Raw genomic sequence first — 18,033 nt, forward strand, 5'->3', positions numbered from 1 at the left:
GACTACATAAGACGTCAAACCCGATTTGTCAGCCTTTTGCTCCCCTTCGCGTCCCGCTAACCTATACTGGTCCGATCCACTGCCAACAGGACGAGTCGTGCCGCGCCCTGACCTCCTCAACCCGCTGTTCAGGTCTCTCAAGTCGATGAAAGGCGTCGGCCCGCAACTCGGCGCGCTTTTCGCGAAATTCTTCGGCGCGCCCGACGGCCAGGACGCTGTCGTCCTCGATGTGCTCTTCCATATGCCTTCGGGCGTGATCGACCGCCGTGCTCAGAACGGCATCGCCTTCGCGCCGGTCGGCTCCATCGCCACGCTCAAGCTCCATATCGACGAGCACATCGTCCCGCCGCGCGGCAACAACCGCGCCCCCCTGCGGGTCAAGGCCCACGACGAAACCGGGGACATCACGCTGGTCTTTTTCGGCGCCAAGGGCGGCTGGGTCGAGCGCGCGCTACCCGTCGGCGAAACCCGATACGTCTCGGGGGAAATCGGCTTTTTCGGTCACGACAAGCAGATGACGCACCCGGACTATATCGTCCCGCCCGAAAAGCTCGACACGCTCCCCATGGTCGAGCCCGTCTATCCCCTCACCCAGGGGCTTTCTTCCAAGGTCCTGCGCCGGGTTATCGCCGCCGCGCTCGAAACGCTCCCAATCGTACCCGAATGGATCGGCAGAGACCGGCGCGCCCTTATGGGTTGGCCGGGCTTCGCCGAAGCGCTCCGCCACATTCACGCGCCCGCTCGGCCGAGCGAGGGCGATATCGTTTCCCCCTCGCGCCTGCGCCTGGCCTATGACGAATACCTCGCCGGCCAGCTTGCGCTTGCCATCGTACGCGCCACGATGGTGCAATCGAAGGGCATCGAGCGTCATTTTACCGGCATCGTCGTTCATCGTATCGAAGAGGCCCTGCCCTTCGCGCTGACCGATGGCCAGCGCCAGGCATTCGCGGACATCAAGGCCGATATTGCCTCGCCACGCCGCATGTCGCGCCTGCTGCAGGGCGATGTTGGCTCGGGCAAGACCGTCGTTGCGCTCCTCGCCATGGCCACGATGGCCGAAAGCGGCGCCCAGTCCGCACTTATGGCCCCCACCGAACTTCTTGCCGCCCAGCACTACCGAACCATGCAGCCGCTATGCGAAAAAGCCGGCCTCACCTGCGTGCTGATGACCGGAAAAATGCCCGCCGCCGAGCGTTGCAAAGCCCTCGAAGGCCTGAAAAACGGCACCATTCAGATCGCCGTCGGCACCCACGCCCTCTTCCAGTCCGGCGTCGCTTTCGACAATCTCGGCCTCACCGTCGTCGACGAACAGCACCGCTTTGGCGTCCACCAGCGCCTCGCGCTCTCGGACAAGGGCAACAGGACCGAATTGCTGGTCATGACCGCAACACCGATCCCGCGCACGCTGGTCCTTACCCATTTCGGCGACATGGACGTTTCGGTGCTGCGGGAAAAGCCGGCCGGCCGCCAGCCGATCGATACCGCCATTCTCTCCTCGTCCGAATACGACCGCGTCATCAGCCGATTGGCCGCCCGCCTCGACGAAGGCGCCCAGGCCTATTGGGTTTGCCCACTCGTCGAAGAAAGCGAGACGTTGGATGTTGTATCTGCCGAAGACCGCTATGCCGCGCTCAAGGCGGTCTTCGGCGACAAGGTTGCTCTCGTCCATGGCCGCATGAGCGCCGCGCAAAAACAGGAGGTGATGGAAGAATTTCAGGCCGGCGACACCCAGATTCTGGTAGCCACAACCGTCATCGAGGTTGGCGTCGACGTTCCCAACGCCACCATCATGATCATCGAACACGCCGAGCGGTTCGGCCTCGCGCAACTCCACCAGTTGCGCGGCCGGGTGGGCCGGGGCTCGGCGCGCTCGGCTTGCCTGCTGCTCTACAACGAGCCTTTGAGCGACACCGCCAGGGCCCGGCTCGACACGATCAAGAGCACTGAAGACGGATTCCTCATTGCTGAAAAGGACCTCGAACTGCGCGGCCAGGGCGACCTCCTGGGCACCCGCCAGTCCGGTATGCCCGGCTACCGCATCGCCGTGCCCGACGTCCACCGGCACCTGTTGGAATTCGCCCACGAGGACGCCCGTGCTCTGCTCGAACGCAATCCGGGTCTCACAGGCCCTGAAGGCGAGGCGATCCGGACGTTACTCTACCTTTTCCGAAAGGACCTCGCGATCCCGCTCATCAAGGCCGGTTGACGCCTCCGCGTTTCGCTTGGCAATAGCCTCTGCAGCGAGCTTTTCGACATCGGGGTGATAGACCGGCGTAACGAGGCCGGCCGAGATGATGAGCTTCGCACCATCTTCCACTGTCATATCGAGAAAAATGATGTCCTTGCGCGGCAGGAACATCAGAAAACCGGTGGTGGGATTGGGCGTTGTGGGCATGAAGACCCCCATGACCTCATCGCCTGGAATTTTGTGCCCGACCTCGCCCCGCGCTTCGGAGGCAACGAGGACAACCGCCCAGACGCCCGGGCGCGGATATTCGATCAATGCCACGCTCTTGAAACTGGTGCCGCGCTGGGTGATCAGCGTATCGAATATCTGCTTAAGCGCATGATAAATCGAGGAAATTACAGGAAGCCGGGAAACGATCCGCTCGCCAAACGTCAGCAGCCGGCGGCCGACGAAATTGGCGGCAAGAAACCCGATCAGCGTGATCGCGGCAAGCGCCACGATGAGCCCGACCCCTGGCACGTCGAACGGCAAATATGTCTCTGGATTCAATTCCCTGGGCAGGAACGGCATCACGAACCCGTCGATCCACCCGATCACGGTCCACGAGAGGTAGAGCGTGATCGCGATTGGACCGGCGAGCACCAGTCCGGCGAGGAAATAATTGACAATCCGCCGCCCGAGCGATGGCCGCGTCGCGGGCAGAATAACGTCCATGGGATTGTCGTCGTGCTTTTTGCTGTCCGTCACGCGCGGGCCGCTCCGGCTGTTCCAACTGATTTAGATGTGGGACGGACCTTTCCGATACAAGGTCGCGTTTGGACCAGAGGGGCGCACAATCGGGTCATTCCACCGTGACCGACTTCGCAAGGTTACGCGGCTGGTCCACATCTGTGCCCATGAAAACTGCGGTGTGATATGCAAGCAGCTGCACAGGCACTGCCGCGACGATCGGAGCCACGAACGGATGCACCTGCGGCATGACGACGATGTCGCCAATCCCTTCACCTGCCTCCGCCTCTCCGGCCGCATCGGTGACCAGCACGATCTTGCCCCCACGCGCTGCGACCTCGTGCATGTTCGAGAGCGTCTTCTCCATCAAAGGATCCGACGGTGCAACGACCACAACGGGCATTTCCTCGTTTACGAGCGCAATAGGCCCGTGCTTGAGCTCGCCTGCCGCATAGCCTTCGGCATGAATATAGGAAATTTCCTTGAGCTTGAGCGCACCTTCAAGTGCCAGCGGGAACATCGGCCCGCGCCCGAGATAGAGGACGTCCTGAGCCTTTGCGAGTTGCCGGGCGATCGCTTCGATTCGGTTCTCATTCCGCAAGGCTTCCGAAATTGCGCTCGGCAGTTCGATCAGGGAGCGGACCAGCGTATGGGCCTCCGAGGCGCTCAGAACGCCCCGCGCCTCGCCCGCGGCAATGGCAAGGCCGGCCAACGCGGTCAATTGGGCGGTGAACGCCTTGGTCGAGGCCACCCCGATTTCCGGCCCGCATAGCGTGGGAAACACCACCTCGGATTCGCGCGCGATAGTCGATTCGCGGACATTGACCAGCGCCGCTATGTGCTGCCCGCACTGTACGCCATACCGAAGCGCCGCCAGCGTGTCCGCCGTCTCGCCCGACTGCGAAATGACCAGCATCAGTCCGTCTTCGGCCAGCGGGGGCTCGCGGTAACGGAACTCGGACGCAACGTCCACGTCCACAGGCAGCCGGGCGTACTTCTCGAACCAGTATTTGGCGACGAGCCCTGCATAATAGGCGGTGCCGCAGGCTGTTACAGTGAGCCGCGAAAGCTTCGCGAAATCGAAAGGCAAAGTCTCGCGCAGAGCGACCTTCTCGGACGCGAGATCCACATAGTGCGCAAGCGTATGGGAAACCGTTTCGGGTTGCTCGTAGATCTCCTTGGCCATGAAATGCTTGTGATTGCCTTTATCGGCCAAAGCCGCAGACGCCGTCGAAATCTGTTGCTCACGCGTGACGGCGTTGCCGTCGAAGTCCCGAATGACGACCTTCCCCGGCCGCAACACCGCCCAGTCGCCCTCTTCGAGATAGGTGACCCGGTTGGTAAAGGGTGCAAGGGCATAGGCATCGGAACCCAGATACATCTCCTCGGCGCCGTGTCCGATGGCCAATGGCGACCCCTGGCGCGCCGCCACCAGCAGGTCATCGTGTCCGGCGAAAAGAAACACCAGACCGAACGTTCCATGCAGCTTGGACAGCGTGCGCGATACGGCCTCCTCTGGGCTCGCGCCGCGATCGAGCTCCCGGGTCACCCAAAGAGCCACGGATTCGGTATCGGTCTGGCTCTGGGGGCGGTATCCGTCCCGCTCCAGATCGGCCAGTAGTTCCCGGAAATTCTCGATAATCCCGTTGTGAACAACGGCGACCTTGTCGGTGGCATGCGGATGGGCATTACCCTCGGTCGCGCCGCCATGCGTGGCCCAGCGCGTATGCCCGATGCCCGTCATTCCCGAAAGCGGAGCCTCGGCAAGCCTGGCTGCAAGATTGTTGAGTTTGCCTTCGGCGCGCCGGCGTTCGATGCCCGCGCCCGACAGAGTCGCCACGCCGGCGCTGTCATAACCGCGATATTCGAGCCGCCTCAGCGCATCGACCAATCGCTCGGCGACCGGCTGATTTCCGATGATGCCGACAATCCCACACATGCGCCCTACCCCTGCTTTTTGTGTTTGTGTGCCGAAAAGCGCTCACGGAGCGCCTTGCCGTATCCCGGCTTGTTGGTTTGGCGCGCCCGCCCGATGCCCAAAGAGTCGGCGGGGACCGGTTCGGTGATGACCGAACCCGACGCGATATAGGCGCCCTCGCCGATCTCGACAGGCGCCACAAGAGCCGAGTTCGAACCAATGAATGCGTTTTGCCCGATCACGGTGCGCGCCTTATTATACCCGTCGTAGTTACAGGTCACCGTTCCAGCGCCGACGTTCGATCCGGCTCCGATTTCGGCGTCTCCGATATAGGTCAGGTGATTGACTTTGGCGCCCGTCCCGATATTGGCCTTCTTGATTTCTACGAAATTGCCAACCTTGGCCCCTTCCGCGAGCACGGCCTCGGGCCGCAGGCGCGCGAACGGCCCGACGATGGCGTTCGGCCCCACATGCGCACCCTCGATATGGGAGAAAGCATGGACCGTCGCTCCGGTCTCGATCGTGACGCCCGGACCGAACACCACGTGCGGCTCGACTGTGACGTCCTGCGCAATCTGCGTATCGTAGGCAAAATACGTACTGGCCGGGTCGATCAGCGTAACCCCGCCACGCATCATCTCGATCCGCCGCCGTTCCTGGAAAATTGCCTCGGCCCGCGAAAGCTGCACGCGGTCGTTGACCCCCATGACGTCAACCTCCGGTGCGACGGCATAACCCACAGAGTATCCCGCAGCGTTCGCCAGTTCGACAAGATCGGTGAGATAGTATTCCCCTTGGGCGTTGTCGTCGGAAACCTGCCCGATCAGCGCGCGGAAAACCTCGGCCTTGAAACCCAGCACGCAAGCATTGCAGAGTCCGATTGCTCGCTCCGCCGCGCTTGCGTCCTTGTGCTCGCGAATGGCCAGGAGCCTGTCGCCGTCCGTAATGAGTCGACCGTAACCCGTCGGATCTTCGGGTTCGAAACCAAGGATGGTGACATCGAGCCCATCGTCGAGCCGTTCCACGATCTGCGCGAAATTCTCAGCCCGCAGGAGCGGATGGTCACCATAGACTACAGCGACATAGCCATCGGCCGCCTCGTAGGCCGGCGCTGCCATCATTGCCGCATGCGCGGTACCACGGCGCTCCACCTGCTCGAAGAACCGCACATTGGGGTTGAGCGCGCTCACGGCGGCTCGTATCGCCTCGTGCCCGGGGCCTGTAATCATGGCGACATCCGTCGATCCAGCCGCTGTTGCGGCCTTTAGGACATGCCCCACAATCGGCAGACGGCCGACCTCATGAAGAACCTTGGGCCGATCCGATTTCATCCGCGTGCCTTCGCCCGCAGCAAGGATGATCGACAATAGGTTCGGCATAATCACGGCCCCCTTTGTTGTTCGGCGCGGACATCGCGCATCTTTGTGGCAGTAAGGTGTTGGAAAAGTTATAACAGGGCCCGCGAATGATAGACTGTTTCCTATTGTGATTCGCTAACAACGGGGCCGTCGGGTTGGGGCGCATTAGCAATCAAATACGTCAGCTCGACGTCGCAGGCTGGGGCATCGCGGCGTTGCTGAGTGGCGCGCTTGCCGTTCTGGGCGCCAATCTGTCGGCCTTCATGCCGCCGAACCTGCTTGCCGGACTCCATGCAACCCGAATTCAGGGCGGCAGCTTCAATCAACTGCGCGCCCAGTTGGCCGAGGTCGCCGAAGAAACCACTGAAATCAACCGCGAATACAGGAGCCTGTTGACGCGCTTCGATCTTCTCGACGACAGCAGCGGCGATGCCGTTCGCCGGCTCGCGGCCGTGGAAAACAGCCTGCCCCTTCTTATCGAGGCTCTGCCGCTCGACAGCGACATCGACCGGGCCTTGCTTACGGCCTCCATCACCGAGGCCGGAGGCGAGACGACCAGCGTCGATGGCGGTGAAGTGCATGTCCAACGCACGGAGCTCTTTCCAGACGCGGACAGTCAGGCAGAGGACGAAGCGGCCCCCGTTGAGCAACCGATGCCCCCAGTGCTGGCCGAGACGCAGCCAGCCCACGTAGAGGCTGATCAGATCCCGGCCGGGATCGCGGGGGAGTTGCCTTCGGGTATCGCCATAGGAGAGCCCCAGCCGCGCGATGCGATCGCTGCGGCCTGGGAGGATATTTTACGTGATGTTGGCGCGCTCGTTCTTGGACTTGAGCCGCGCGTGTTGCCCGCCGGTGAGGGAAGCGAAGTGCAAATCGTCGCCGGCCCCCTCCCCGACCTTTCGTCCGCGGAGGCCCTGTGCACCCGGATCGCGCGCGCCGGACTGAGCTGCTTGCCGGCCGGTTTCGAGGGCACCCCGCTACCTCCTCGCTAGAGCGCCGACAAAAGCGGTTGACAGACGGGGCCGAGCTACTATGTTCCGCGCGTCGTCAGCCAGCAATCACGGCACATGGTAGGGGCTCGTAGCTCAGCTGGTAGAGCACTCGACTTTTAATCGAGTTGTCCCGGGTTCGAATCCCGGCGAGCCTACCAAAACGGCCCTTCGCTTTGAATGAGGAATGGCGGAGAGGGAAAGGATTCGAACCTTCGAGACGGGGTGCCGCCTATGACCTTTCGGTCACGCCTTAAGCCACTCGGCCACCTCTCCGTTGGCTTGAAGATATAGCTCACCACCGGCACCCGCCAAATTAAATTCCGGTAAGTTTGTCGCCATACCGCAATGTTGGTAAACGTCGGCGACCGTTGCCGTTGTTTAGTCTTGCGCCGCGCCATCTCGCTCCCGTAGGCTCGCCACAACAAGACCGAACTACGGGGGACGCTCGCCGATGTCTTCGTTCAAGGCCCTTGTGGCCGTCATTGCCGGCCTCGCGACAACGGCCCCTGCCGTCGCACAGAACGTGCATATTTCAAGGCTCTACGAGCAGGTTCTCGAGAATATCGAGATCGCCGGCGATGGCTATTTGCTCGACTCCTACGGCATAAACCGCATGAATGCCGGCGAGACAGCCCATGTCACCCTCGACCTGCCCACCGGCGTTCCCGTCACGATCATGGGCGATTGCGATGAGGACTGCTTGGATCTGGATATCGCCGTATATTCTGCCGAGCGCAAATTGCTCGCTGAGGACCGCGCCGACGACTACTATCCGATTGTGAATTTCAACTCCGATGAGATTGTCCGGGTCGATATCGAGCTCGACCTCGAAATCTGCGAAGCCAACTACTGCTACGTCGCCTATTCGGTCTTCATCCAGGAAAACTGACGCTCCATGAATTCAACCGCGAGCCGGCTGCGCGCCATTGCCGTCACCGCGCTGTTTTTTGCTGCAAGCGCATTCGCGTTGCTCGGCGCGGTCTGGGGACTCGATGCCCTGCCCTTCGTGTTGCCTGGATTTGGCGGTCTCGCGGACTACGCTCCCGGTGCGACGCTGGCGGGCATAACCCAGGCTCCAGTGTTTATCGCGCTCAGCGCAGCTTATCTCATCGCGGGCGCGATCGTCGTACTGATCGACACGCAGTATTGCGACCGCATGCTCGCGATCTTTGCCGATGTGCTGCTGATGGCCATAGCGGCTGCGGTCGGCTTTGCTGCCGGCTACTGGATCATGCTGCGGCTTCTGGGAACGGCCGGCGGCTTTGACTTCATAGCCCTGCGCCCGATCGGAATCTGCGCACTGATCGTTTTCATTCTCAGTCTCATCCCGCCCGACCGCCTCCGCGGCAACCTCCTGGTGAGAGGGCTGACCGCCATTGTGCTCCTGCTTGCAGGCCCCCTGCTTATTCTCAATCTGGGGTAGTCGGGCCAAAAACCTTGCCCATACGCTCACGGAGCCCCCAGCAGCGCCTTCTGTAGGCTTCTGTGGAACCAGATGCCCCTTTTGAGGATTTTGGAAGGCGGAGTGACTGTGCCGTCACTATCGTGCCGCTGCCGGAACCAAGTTCTTGAAACAGCGTTGATAGCTTAATCTGGACGACTAGAAAGCCGCTCCAGAGCGTTGTTATGGCGAAATAATAGCAGGAATAATGATGAGGTTCTGGCTGGTTCTCGCCGCCACGCTGTGCGCGTCGACATCCCCTACGCTCGCCCAATCACGTGACCAAGCGATGCCATCTTACGCCATCGATGAGCGCAAGATGTTCGTTTTCGCCGGCCCGATGGGGGAGTCGACGATGGACGGGATGCTGTTTCCGATCACCGCGGACTACGAGAATGCCGCCGTGATCGGCGGCGGCTATCAGCAATTCTTTCTCGAAATTCCGCAAGACTTCAAGATCGGCGGCGAACTCGGCGCAGCGATCCGCCTCGGTGAAGAGGAAACAACCGGCGAACTCTGGGCAGGCGTTGTCGGCCGCTATGACGGTTTCGTTTTAGGCGATATTCGAATAGCGCCCTCCCTCACGTTCGGATTGAGCACAGTAACCGACACAATGGGTGTTGAGGCCGAACGAGAAGCCGAAGACGGCCTATCCGGCAATCTCGTCTTCTATCTCAGCCCGGAAATCAGCTTTGCACACATGGAGCATCCGGAACTCGAGGTGTTCTGGCGCCTCCATCATCGTTCTCCGGCCTGGAACACCCTCGGCGGCGGCACGGCGAACGCAACAACGTTTGGCATTCGCTATCAGTTCTAGCGCGTGGTGCTAGCGGAGACGGTGCGCCAGCCGTTCCTTACTGGCCGCCGCTTTGCCTTTCGCATGGTCCGAACTTGCGCTTCCCCACTGTACCGGGTCTCCAGTATCCATTTCCCCCCTACCTTGCGCAGTTAATAATCGGTTATCGGCGTTGCCCATTAGGCATGCACAATGTGCAAGGCGGGCTTGAGCAAAACCGGTCTGCAAAGCCGGACCGATTCCACTTAGGTATTGGGCGTCAAACGAAAGGAGACAACCAAATGGATATTCGCAAGACCTTCAAGAAGTGGTCGGCCTACCAGCAGACCGTTCGCGAGCTGAACGCCCTGGGCAACCGCGAGTTGAATGACCTCGGTATCGCCCGCAGCGACATTCAGCGCATCGCCCGCGATCATGCCAACGGTATCTGATTGCAAGAAACACGCGGCACACGAGTTTTGAAAGGCACCCTCTAAACAGGGTGCCTTTCTTCTTTTTGACCCTCCCAACCGTCATTTCCTCCTCACAAGCCGATGAGATCGCCCGCATCGGACTTGGTTCGGCGCGCGCGAGCCGATATAGCCATGCCGCAAGATATCCAATGCGGGGAAGAAATGCGCGTAATCCATGTTATCGGCGGCGGGCTCGCAGGGTCCGAAGCAGCCTGGCAAGCGGCGGAGGCCGGTATCGACGTCGTGCTGCATGAAATGCGCCCGATTCGTCCAACCGACGCACACCAGACCGATCACCTGGCCGAGCTCGTCTGCTCCAACAGTTTCCGCTCGGATGACCACGAGCATAATGCCGTCGGTTTGCTGCACGAAGAAATGCGCCGCGCAGGTTCGCTGATCATGAAGTGCGCCGACGCCCACGCGCTACCCGCCGGCGGTGCACTTGCGGTTGATCGCGACGGCTTTTCCAAAGCTGTTTCGCAGGCTATCGAGTCGCATCCCAAAATCGCCGTAGCCCGCGAAGAAATCGCCGGGCTGCCACCGGCGGAGTGGGACAACGTCATCATCGCCACCGGCCCCCTCACCTCCCCTGCACTGGCCGACGCCATTCAAAAGCTCACGGGGGAAGACTCCCTCGCCTTCTTCGACGCTATCGCGCCAATCGTCCACTACGATTCGATCGACATGGACATCGTCTGGGCCCAATCCCGTTACGACAAGCCCGGACCGGCCGGTACAGGCGCGGACTATCTCAACTGCCCGATGAACGAAGCGCAGTACAACGCCTTTATCGATGGCCTGCTCAATGCTCCGCTACACGAGTTCAAGGACTGGGAGATCGTTCCTTATTTCGACGGCTGCCTCCCCATCGAGGTCATGGCGGAGCGTGGCCGCGAGACTTTGCGCCACGGCCCGATGAAGCCCGTCGGGCTCACCAATCCGCGCGACCCCGATAACCGCCCCTATGCCGTCGTGCAACTTCGCCAGGACAACGCGCTCGGCACGCTCTGGAACATGGTCGGCTTCCAGACCAAGATGCGCTACGGCGTCCAGACGGAGATCTTCCGCATGATTCCCGGCCTCGAAAATGCGCAGTTTGCACGGCTAGGCGGGCTGCATCGCAACACGTTCCTCAATTCGCCGAAGGTGCTCGGCCCCGACCTGCGCCTCAAAGCCGACCCGCGTCTGCGCTTCGCCGGGCAAGTCACTGGTGTGGAAGGGTATGTCGAGAGCGCCGCCATGGGGCTCATTTCCGGCCGTTTCGCCGCCGCTGAAGCAAAGGGCGGCAAAGCCGACATCCCGCCCCAAACCACGGCTTTCGGAGCGCTTGTCCGTCACATCACCGGAGGGCACCTCGAGGCCGAGGCGTATTCAGGAGCCCGGAGCTTCCAACCAATGAATGTCAATTTCGGGCTGTTTCCTGCTATCACACCGCAGAAGCCGGATGGCATCAAACGCTGGCGCGGCCCGGAAAAGGCAAAGGCCAAGAAAAAAGCAATTTCCACCCGCGCACTGGCCGATCTCGAGACCTGGCTCAAATCGGCCTAACCGTTCCTGAGGCCCCACCAGATCAACCGTGACAATCTCCCCAGCGGCGACCGTTGCGGTAGAGTTTTGAGGACCGAAAGCGGATCGCGCTCAAGCCGGGTCAGATCGGCTTCCACCAGTGCAATCGGCGCGAAGGCGGGACGCACGGATTTGGGCAACGCCCCAATTGCGCTGCGTGCCTTCTCTGCATGCTCGCGCGCGATGTCCCCGATCTGCGCCAACGCCTCGGCCATGCGATCTGAAGCGCTCCCCGCGTAGATCTCCTTTTCAGTGACCCCATGGGCAGTAAAGATCTGCAGGGGCAGGAATATCTGTGCCCGAGCGGCATTGAAGCCAAACGCCTTCATATGTCCGCTGAGCGCCTGCGCAACGCCGAGATGTCCGGACGCGTCCGCCGCCGTCTCCGCCGACCCGCCGGACAAAATCATTGCGGCATATTGGTAGAGGATCGAAGTCGTCTCGCCTGCGTACCCCTCGAACTGGCCCATATCGGTCATCGGGTCGTGGTAAAGATCGAAACGCCGCGCCGCAAGGAGCCGCACGAGCGGCCCTGCCGGAAGATCATATGTTGCCAGGGTATCAAGAAGCGCATCGGCAATCGGATTTTGTAGGACCTCTCCATGGCCCTTGCCTTCGAGCGCATCGACCCACCATTGCAGCCGAATCTCCCCCGGCGTCGGCTCGGACACACGCTCGCGTATCCCGGCCACCTCCGCAGCGAAGGCGTAAAGCGCTTGCACGCTTGGCCGGTGTACCGGCGGCACGATAAGCGTTGCCGCATAGCGATCCGGGTCGGCCGACCGCAAGGCATCCGCCGCGTGGCGCAAACTTTCCGACTGCCGCTGCTCCGCCATCAGCGAGCCTGTTCAACGGCGATCAACGCCGCGGCGACGGCACGATCCTCGCTGAGCAGGACGTTATACGTCCGCACGGCGCTGCCCGTCGATACAGCTTCGATAATGATGCCCTTCTCGCGGAACGCCCCCCGGATCGCCGGATCGATAGCTGCGATGTCGGATCCGAGCCCAACGAGCAGAACGTCCAGTTCCTCGTGCGCCAATACGCGGTCGAGCGAGGCCAGCGTGACGTCCTCCGGCCGCTCGACCTCCCAGGCGAACATACCCGAGGGAAGGCACAGCAGCGAGCCACGGTGCGACATGTCCGCGAACCGGAAACCGAAGTTGCCGTAGGCATCGATAGAAGCCTGATGGGGATAGTGGCCCTGCCCCGGTTCCCAGGTCAAAAACTGCTCCTAGACGGCAGCGCCATCAGCCCGCTTTTCAGGCTTGGTTGGCCCTGCCTCGGTTTCGCTCCGTGTCTTGACGCCCAGATACAAAAGAATCGGTGCCGACACGAAGATCGACGAATACGTCCCGACAAGCACGCCCCACGCCATCGCGACCGTGAAGCTGCGGATCACCTCGCCGCCGAAAAACACCAGCGCCAGGAGCGCAAGCGCGGTCGTACCGCCTGTCAAAATCGTGCGCGCGAGAGTCTGATTGAGCGACATGTTGATGATGTCGGCCAACGGAATACGTTTGTATTTGGTGAGATTCTCGCGAATGCGGTCGTAAATGACCACCGTATCGTTGAGCGAATACCCGATAACCGTCAGCACCGCCGCGATACTCGAAAGATTGAACTCCAGTTGCAGGAGCGCAAAGAGCCCCACCGTTAGGATCACGTCGTGCGCGAGTGCGAGGATGGCGCCGACGCTGAACTGCCACTCGAACCGCAGCCACACATAGATGACGATGCCGATCATCGCCACGAGAATGCCGACGATGCCGTTGAAGGCCAATTCGCCCGAAACCGTCGGTCCGACCACCTCGGTGCGCCGCACGTCATAATCGGCTAAGACCGAATCGGCGACAAGCGACATGGCCTCCTGCTGGGCTGTATCGCCCCCCTCTTGCGCGCCAATCCGCACCAGAACGTCCTGGGGCGCCCCGAACTCCTGAACCTGCACTTCACCAAGCCCAAGTGCATTGAGCTTGGCCCGGAGTGCGCCGATATCGGCTTCACCCTCTTTTGCCTGCAGTTCGATGGCACTGCCCCCGGTGAAGTCGATGCCCAGATTGAGCCCACGCGTGGCCTCGAGCCCGACAGTGGCGAGGATCAGTACGAGCGTGAATGCGAAGCCGATCTTGCGCCACGCCATGAACGGAATTTTCGGCTCGAGCGGCAGGAACCGCTCGAGAACATTGATCTTGAGTGACTTGGGCCGTTTCCAGGAGAACCAGTACCCGACAAACAGTTGTGTCACGAGATAGGCGGTGAACATGGTGGTCAAAACACCGATGGCCAGTGTCACCGCAAAGCCTTGTACCGGCCCGGAACCCAGGAAGAATAGAACCGCAGCCGCGATCAGCGTTGTCACGTTCGCATCGACGATTGTCGTCATCGCGCGTTTGAAACCGGTTTCGATCGACTGGTATGCGCCACGCCCGGCCGCAAATTCCTCGCGGATGCGCTCGAATATCAGAACGTTGGAGTCGACCGCCATACCGATGGTCAGGACGATACCGGCGATACCGGGTAACGTCAGCGTCGCGCCCAATGTGGAGAGCGCCGCAAGAATCATCCCAACGTTGATGACAAGCGCGACGTTTGCGAAAAGCCCAAATAGCCCATAGGCCGCAAACATGAAGATTACGACGCCCAGCGTGCCGATCAGGCCTGCGGTGACACCTGCGCTGATCGAGTCCGCACCAAGGCTCGGCCCGACCGTACGCTCTTCAATAACATCAAGTGTCGCCGGCAGCGCGCCTGCGCGCAGGAGTACAGCAAGGTCACTGGCACTTTCGGATGTGAAATTGCCCGAAATCTGCCCCTGACCACCCGTGATCGGCTGCTGAATGACCGGCGCGGTGATCACTTCGCCATCGAGCACGATCGCAAAGCGGCGGTTGACGTTATCACTCGTGATCTCGCCGAAGGTGATTGCGCCCTGGGTATTGAAGCGGAAGGAGACCACGGGGCGATTGCTCTGATCGAACGACGGTTGTGCGTCGACCAGTTGCTCGCCGCCGAGCGCGACGTCTTCGTAGATCAGTTCCTCGCCCCCCTCGCGCGTCGGCACGATCTCTGTGCCGGCGGGCAGCCCCTGCTGCCGCGCCTGCGCGACGGTCATGTTGGGGTAGACCAAATGGAAGGTCAGGCGCGCAGTCTGCGAGATGAGATCCTTGAGACGCTCGGAATCGTCAAAGCCCGGAACCTGAACGAGAATACGGTCGTCACCCTGCCGCGCAATGACCGGCTCGGTGGTTCCCACTTCGTCGATACGGCTACGGATGACCTCGACCGACTGGGTAACGAGCGACGACATCCGGCTCGCGATCCCCTCTTCGGTGAGCGCGATCTCGATCCTGCTGTCCGGGGTAACCGTGATCTCGGTTTCAGGCGTCGTCCCCGCCGAAAAAGCATTGCCGCCGATCGTCGTCTCCAGCGGCACGAGCGCCTCTCGAGCGGCGGCAGCCTGGCTTGGATCGGTCAACGCGATATTGAGCGTCTCATCCTGTGTGGTGATAACGCTTCCGATCCCGGCCTCGATAAGAATAGCCCGCGCTTCGCGCCGAATCTCGCTCAGCCTGTTCTCGACGATTTCGCCTCGATTGACCTGCAACAGCAGATGCGATCCACCCTGGAGGTCGAGCCCGAGGACGATGCGCTCTTTCAGAATATCAGGCCATCCGGCGACCGTTTCCTCATCCAGGAAATTCGGGATCACCATCAACAGGCTCAGCACCGCAACGAAAATGATGATTGCGGACCGGATCGGCGAGAATTTCATAATATGACCATCCTGACGGGTCGGGAATAACCGGCGGGCCACCAAAACGCGCGGCCCGCCCTGCGTGTAATGCCTATGATGTGGCCAAATTATGCCTGGCCACCGTGCGGCCTACGACTTGTTTTCGTCGCTGCCGCTTTCGGAGGCATCCCCTGAATCTTCCGCACTCTTGCTCGCGGCAGACTTAGCATTGGTCTTGCGCGTCGAGCGGCGCGCGGGCTTCTTTGCCGGCGCGCTTGCGGCTTCGTCCTCAGCCGGCGCATTGTCGTTGACCGGTTCGGACTTGGTCCGCACGTCGGAGATCATACTGCGCACGACCTTGACCTTGGTCCCGGTGGCAATCTCGACTTCGAGGTCGTCCCCTTCGGTCACCTTTGTAACCTTACCCACGATGCCGCCGCTGGTAATGACCGTGTCACCGCGCTTGATGGCGCCCAGCATCGCCTGATGCGCCTTCATCCGCTTCTGCTGGGGCCGGAAGATGAGGAACCAGAAGATAACGATGAGCAGAATGATCGGGATGAAACTCGTAATGAAATCCGCTCCCGACGCGCCACCGGCGCCTTGCGCATAAGCGGGCGAAATGAACATAAATAACGACTCCTTGCGGTCTGCTTGTCAAAGCATGGCTGAATGGCCCATATAAAGGCCGCGTGCGGGTTTGGGCAGGCCCTGCCGCCCAAAAAATCGCGCGGACTATACAATTGGGTCTGTTGAAAGGCAAAGCCAAACAAGCCGACCCGGACCAGGAGCCCTACCCCCGTGACCGAATCCGAACCTCTCTCCCGCATTTCCGCTGCGCTGGAGCAAATCGCCACAGCCCTCAACGGCATGGCCGGGATTTCCACAAGGCCTCCGGAGCTGGTTTCCGGCACGGACGCCTATGCCTGGAGCGGCGAGCGGCAACTGCTGATGCCCGTTGCCAAGGTCAACCGCGTTCCGCTCGAGTTGCTTGAAGGCGTAGCGCATCTGCGTGATCAGCTTGTTGAGAACACCCTCGCCTTTGCGCGCGGATACGGCGCAAACAATGCCCTCTTGTGGGGCGCGCGCGGTATGGGGAAGTCCTCCATGGTCAAGGCGGTTCATGCCCATATCAACGCGCTCGACGATCCGGCGGTTGCACGTCTCGTTCTGATTGAGATCAACCGTGAGGACATCGGTTCCCTACCGGCACTCCTTCGCTTTCTTGTGACGCGCTCCGAGCGCTTTATCGTCTATTGCGACGATTTGAGCTTCGATCACGACGAAACCACCTACAAGGCGCTCAAGACAGTCCTCGACGGCGGGCTTGAAGGACGGCCAGACAATACACTCTTTTACGCCACCTCCAACCGACGACACCTGATGCCCCGCGAGATGATTGAAAACGAGCGTTCAACGGCCATCAATCCGAGCGAGGCAGTCGAGGAAAAAGTCTCGCTCTCCGACCGTTTCGGGCTCTGGCTCGGTTTTCACAAGTGCGATCAGGACACTTATCTCGAAATGGTGCACAACTATGTGCGCTATTACGGCATCGAGATCGGTGCGGATGAGTTGCGCGCCAAGGCAATAGAATGGTCGGCAACGCGCGGTGCGCGTTCAGGCCGCGTCGCCATCCAGTTCGTTCGGCACCTGGCAGGCGAAAAAGGCTGCGCGATCTGACTCGCGCAGCCTCCCAAGGAGCATTGTTCGGAGCCGGCCTTATCCGGCCAGATGAGGGACCGGGTCCACGGGCGTCGCACCGCGGCGCAGTTCGAAATGGAGCTGCGGGCGATTGACCGAACCTGTCATCCCGACTGTGCCGATGGCATCGCCGCGAGACAGCGTATCGCCTTTGACCACACCGATATTCTGAAGGTGAGCATAGGCCGACACAAAGCCGTTGGCGTGCTTGACGAGGACGAGATTGCCGTAACCTTCGACGGCATTTCCGACATAAATGACCTCGCCTGTCTCGGCGGCTCGGACCGTGGTGCCTTCGGGCGCCTCGATATTGATGCCGGTACCTTTGGAGGCCGCAAAATCGGTGATCACGCGGCCTGAGAGCGGCCAGCGGAATGTATCACTGGTTTCGGCAGCAGCCGGCGCGCTCTGCTGCGGCGCGACGGAGGCCGTTTGGGTCGCCTGCTGGCTCGTGGCTGTAGGCGCCGGAGCGGTTGCCGCCGCCGGAGCGGCCGCCGTCTGCGTCACGACATTAGCGGCCTGCGTACCATCCGGCGCGGTCAGCGTCTGGGTGCTGTCTGCGGAAGCCACCTGTTGCGGCTCCTGCCCGCGCTCCGCAAGAAGATCGGGCCGCCCGGGTATGACGAGCTGCTGTCCGACCCGGATCTGATCCGGCGCGGCGATATTGTTCGCCGCGATAATGTCAGTCGCGCTCACATCGTAGCGCCGGGCGATCGTGTAAAGCGATTCGCCGGAGGCGATTGTGTGGTGATAGGTATCCCCAGACACCACGGCAAGCTGCGGCGTCTGCGTCGCAGCGGGCTGCTGGGGTGTTGCGGGAGTTTGAGACGCGGAAGCAACTGCGGTTTGCGCTGGCATGGCCTGTGTACTCGTTACTGACGATGACTGAAGAGCAGGGAGATCGGAGGAAACGACCGCGGACTGCTGCGCATTGACCGGCTGCGCGGTCGTGCGATCGATAAGCGCCGGCTGCCCGGAGGCAGACGCGACCTGCGCACCATTGCCGACATTCGCGGGCGGCAGGAAGCTCGGCATGACCTGACCGATCTGCGCTCCGCCCACCCGGGTCGTCGAACTTGTCGTCGTGGGGTCGCTACCCTGAGGTCCCAAACTGGCACATCCGGCAAGAACCAGTGATGCGGCCACAAGGGCCAGC

The 18,033-nt window shown here is 61.3% G+C and carries 15 protein-coding genes, 2 tRNA genes and 1 pseudogene; 9 read left to right on the top strand and 9 right to left on the bottom strand.

All coding sequences use genetic code 11. The features are described 5' to 3' along the window. Positions 1-97: 97 nt before the first annotated feature. Positions 98-2,206: an ATP-dependent DNA helicase RecG gene (recG, locus tag LSG43_RS14130; RefSeq protein ID WP_369412493.1), complete on the top strand. Its 2,109-nt coding sequence runs from the start codon at positions 98-100 to the stop codon at positions 2,204-2,206. On the opposite strand, the gene LSG43_RS14135 is transcribed toward recG, so the two are convergent. The 3 genes from LSG43_RS14135 to glmU form a co-directional block, all read right to left on the bottom strand. Then, complete coding sequence (locus LSG43_RS14135) at positions 2,153-2,935, bottom strand: DUF502 domain-containing protein (protein WP_231805316.1); 783 nt, start codon at positions 2,933-2,935, stop codon at positions 2,153-2,155. The genes recG and LSG43_RS14135 overlap by 54 nt on opposite strands. A 94-nt stretch (positions 2,936-3,029) precedes the next feature. Further along, on the bottom strand, positions 3,030-4,856 hold the full coding sequence (glmS, locus tag LSG43_RS14140) for a glutamine--fructose-6-phosphate transaminase (isomerizing) (protein ID WP_231805318.1): 1,827 nt from the start codon (positions 4,854-4,856) through the stop codon (positions 3,030-3,032). A gap of 5 nt (positions 4,857-4,861) precedes the next feature. Further along, on the bottom strand, positions 4,862-6,214 hold the full coding sequence (glmU, locus tag LSG43_RS14145; RefSeq protein WP_231805320.1) for a bifunctional UDP-N-acetylglucosamine diphosphorylase/glucosamine-1-phosphate N-acetyltransferase GlmU: 1,353 nt from the start codon (positions 6,212-6,214) through the stop codon (positions 4,862-4,864). Between the two features lie 134 nt (positions 6,215-6,348). Here glmU and LSG43_RS14150 point away from each other — a divergent pair, with 134 nt between their 5' ends. Further along, a complete protein-coding gene (locus tag LSG43_RS14150) occupies positions 6,349-7,185 on the top strand; it encodes a hypothetical protein (protein WP_231805322.1) in 837 nt (278 codons plus the stop codon). 82 nt (positions 7,186-7,267) lie between these two features. After that, a tRNA-Lys gene (locus tag LSG43_RS14155) sits at positions 7,268-7,343 on the top strand. 27 nt (positions 7,344-7,370) lie between these two features. On the opposite strand, the gene LSG43_RS14160 is transcribed toward LSG43_RS14155, so the two are convergent. Beyond that, positions 7,371-7,458, bottom strand: a tRNA-OTHER gene (locus LSG43_RS14160). 178 nt (positions 7,459-7,636) lie between these two features. Between LSG43_RS14160 and LSG43_RS14165 the strand changes: the two genes are divergently transcribed. The 5 genes from LSG43_RS14165 (at position 7,637) to trmFO (ending at position 11,422) form a co-directional block, all read left to right on the top strand. Continuing rightward, complete coding sequence (locus tag LSG43_RS14165; RefSeq protein ID WP_231805324.1) at positions 7,637-8,074, top strand: hypothetical protein; 438 nt, start codon at positions 7,637-7,639, stop codon at positions 8,072-8,074. Between the two features lie 6 nt (positions 8,075-8,080). After that, a complete protein-coding gene (locus tag LSG43_RS14170; RefSeq protein WP_231805326.1) occupies positions 8,081-8,608 on the top strand; it encodes a hypothetical protein in 528 nt (175 codons plus the stop codon). Between the two features lie 229 nt (positions 8,609-8,837). After that, entirely contained in the window at positions 8,838-9,443 is a 606-nt protein-coding gene (locus LSG43_RS14175; RefSeq protein ID WP_231805328.1) for a hypothetical protein, read from the top strand. Positions 9,444-9,703: 260 nt separating this feature from the next. Next, on the top strand, positions 9,704-9,853 hold the full coding sequence (locus LSG43_RS14180; RefSeq protein ID WP_231805330.1) for a DUF1127 domain-containing protein: 150 nt from the start codon (positions 9,704-9,706) through the stop codon (positions 9,851-9,853). Between the two features lie 183 nt (positions 9,854-10,036). Beyond that, entirely contained in the window at positions 10,037-11,422 is a 1,386-nt protein-coding gene (gene trmFO, locus LSG43_RS14185) for a methylenetetrahydrofolate--tRNA-(uracil(54)-C(5))-methyltransferase (FADH(2)-oxidizing) TrmFO (RefSeq protein WP_231805332.1), read from the top strand. Here the strand turns inward: trmFO and LSG43_RS14190 are convergent. The 4 genes and pseudogenes from LSG43_RS14190 to yajC all read right to left on the bottom strand — a co-directional run. Then, the gene (locus tag LSG43_RS14190) at positions 11,419-12,276 is read right to left on the bottom strand and encodes a phytoene/squalene synthase family protein (protein WP_231805334.1); all 858 of its coding nucleotides are present in this window, start codon (positions 12,274-12,276) and stop codon (positions 11,419-11,421) included. The genes trmFO and LSG43_RS14190 overlap by 4 nt on opposite strands. After that, on the bottom strand, positions 12,276-12,665 hold the full coding sequence (locus LSG43_RS14195) for an Mth938-like domain-containing protein (RefSeq protein WP_231805336.1): 390 nt from the start codon (positions 12,663-12,665) through the stop codon (positions 12,276-12,278). The genes LSG43_RS14190 and LSG43_RS14195 overlap by 1 nt, the downstream gene beginning before the upstream one ends. A gap of 9 nt (positions 12,666-12,674) precedes the next feature. Continuing rightward, positions 12,675-15,218, bottom strand: a complete 2,544-nt coding sequence (gene secD, locus LSG43_RS14200) for a protein translocase subunit SecD (protein WP_439652046.1) — start codon at positions 15,216-15,218, stop codon at positions 12,675-12,677. A gap of 258 nt (positions 15,219-15,476) precedes the next feature. Next, positions 15,477-15,806: pseudogene (gene yajC, locus LSG43_RS14205) on the bottom strand (preprotein translocase subunit YajC); the annotation flags it as partial. 171 nt (positions 15,807-15,977) lie between these two features. On the opposite strand from yajC, the gene LSG43_RS14210 reads away from it, so the two are divergent. Further along, the gene (locus tag LSG43_RS14210) at positions 15,978-16,856 is read left to right on the top strand and encodes an ATP-binding protein (RefSeq protein ID WP_231805340.1); all 879 of its coding nucleotides are present in this window, start codon (positions 15,978-15,980) and stop codon (positions 16,854-16,856) included. A 39-nt stretch (positions 16,857-16,895) separates the two neighbouring features. Here the strand turns inward: LSG43_RS14210 and LSG43_RS14215 are convergent, their stop codons facing one another. Then, positions 16,896-18,023 carry a peptidoglycan DD-metalloendopeptidase family protein gene (locus LSG43_RS14215; RefSeq protein ID WP_231805342.1) on the bottom strand — a complete coding sequence of 376 codons (1,128 nt, stop codon included), beginning with the start codon at positions 18,021-18,023 and terminating at the stop codon, positions 16,896-16,898. Positions 18,024-18,033 lie beyond the last annotated feature (10 nt).

The organism is Pelagibacterium xiamenense, from assembly GCF_021166475.1.
In the GTDB taxonomy this organism is placed as follows: Bacteria; Pseudomonadota; Alphaproteobacteria; order Rhizobiales; family Devosiaceae; genus Pelagibacterium; species Pelagibacterium xiamenense.

Excerpts from the sequence above, each read along its gene's own strand:
- glmU (WP_231805320.1), bottom strand. The coding sequence starts at position 6,214 with ATGCCGAACCTATTGTCGATCATCCTTGCTGCGGGCGAAGGCACGCGG.
- LSG43_RS14170 (WP_231805326.1), top strand. The coding sequence starts at position 8,081 with ATGAATTCAACCGCGAGCCGGCTGCGCGCCATTGCCGTCACCGCGCTG.
- LSG43_RS14165 (WP_231805324.1), top strand. The coding sequence starts at position 7,637 with ATGTCTTCGTTCAAGGCCCTTGTGGCCGTCATTGCCGGCCTCGCGACA.
- glmS (WP_231805318.1), bottom strand. The coding sequence starts at position 4,856 with ATGTGTGGGATTGTCGGCATCATCGGAAATCAGCCGGTCGCCGAGCGA.
- LSG43_RS14175 (WP_231805328.1), top strand. The coding sequence starts at position 8,838 with ATGAGGTTCTGGCTGGTTCTCGCCGCCACGCTGTGCGCGTCGACATCC.
- LSG43_RS14180 (WP_231805330.1), top strand. The coding sequence starts at position 9,704 with ATGGATATTCGCAAGACCTTCAAGAAGTGGTCGGCCTACCAGCAGACC.
- trmFO (WP_231805332.1), top strand. The coding sequence starts at position 10,037 with ATGCGCGTAATCCATGTTATCGGCGGCGGGCTCGCAGGGTCCGAAGCA.
- LSG43_RS14190 (WP_231805334.1), bottom strand. The coding sequence starts at position 12,276 with ATGGCGGAGCAGCGGCAGTCGGAAAGTTTGCGCCACGCGGCGGATGCC.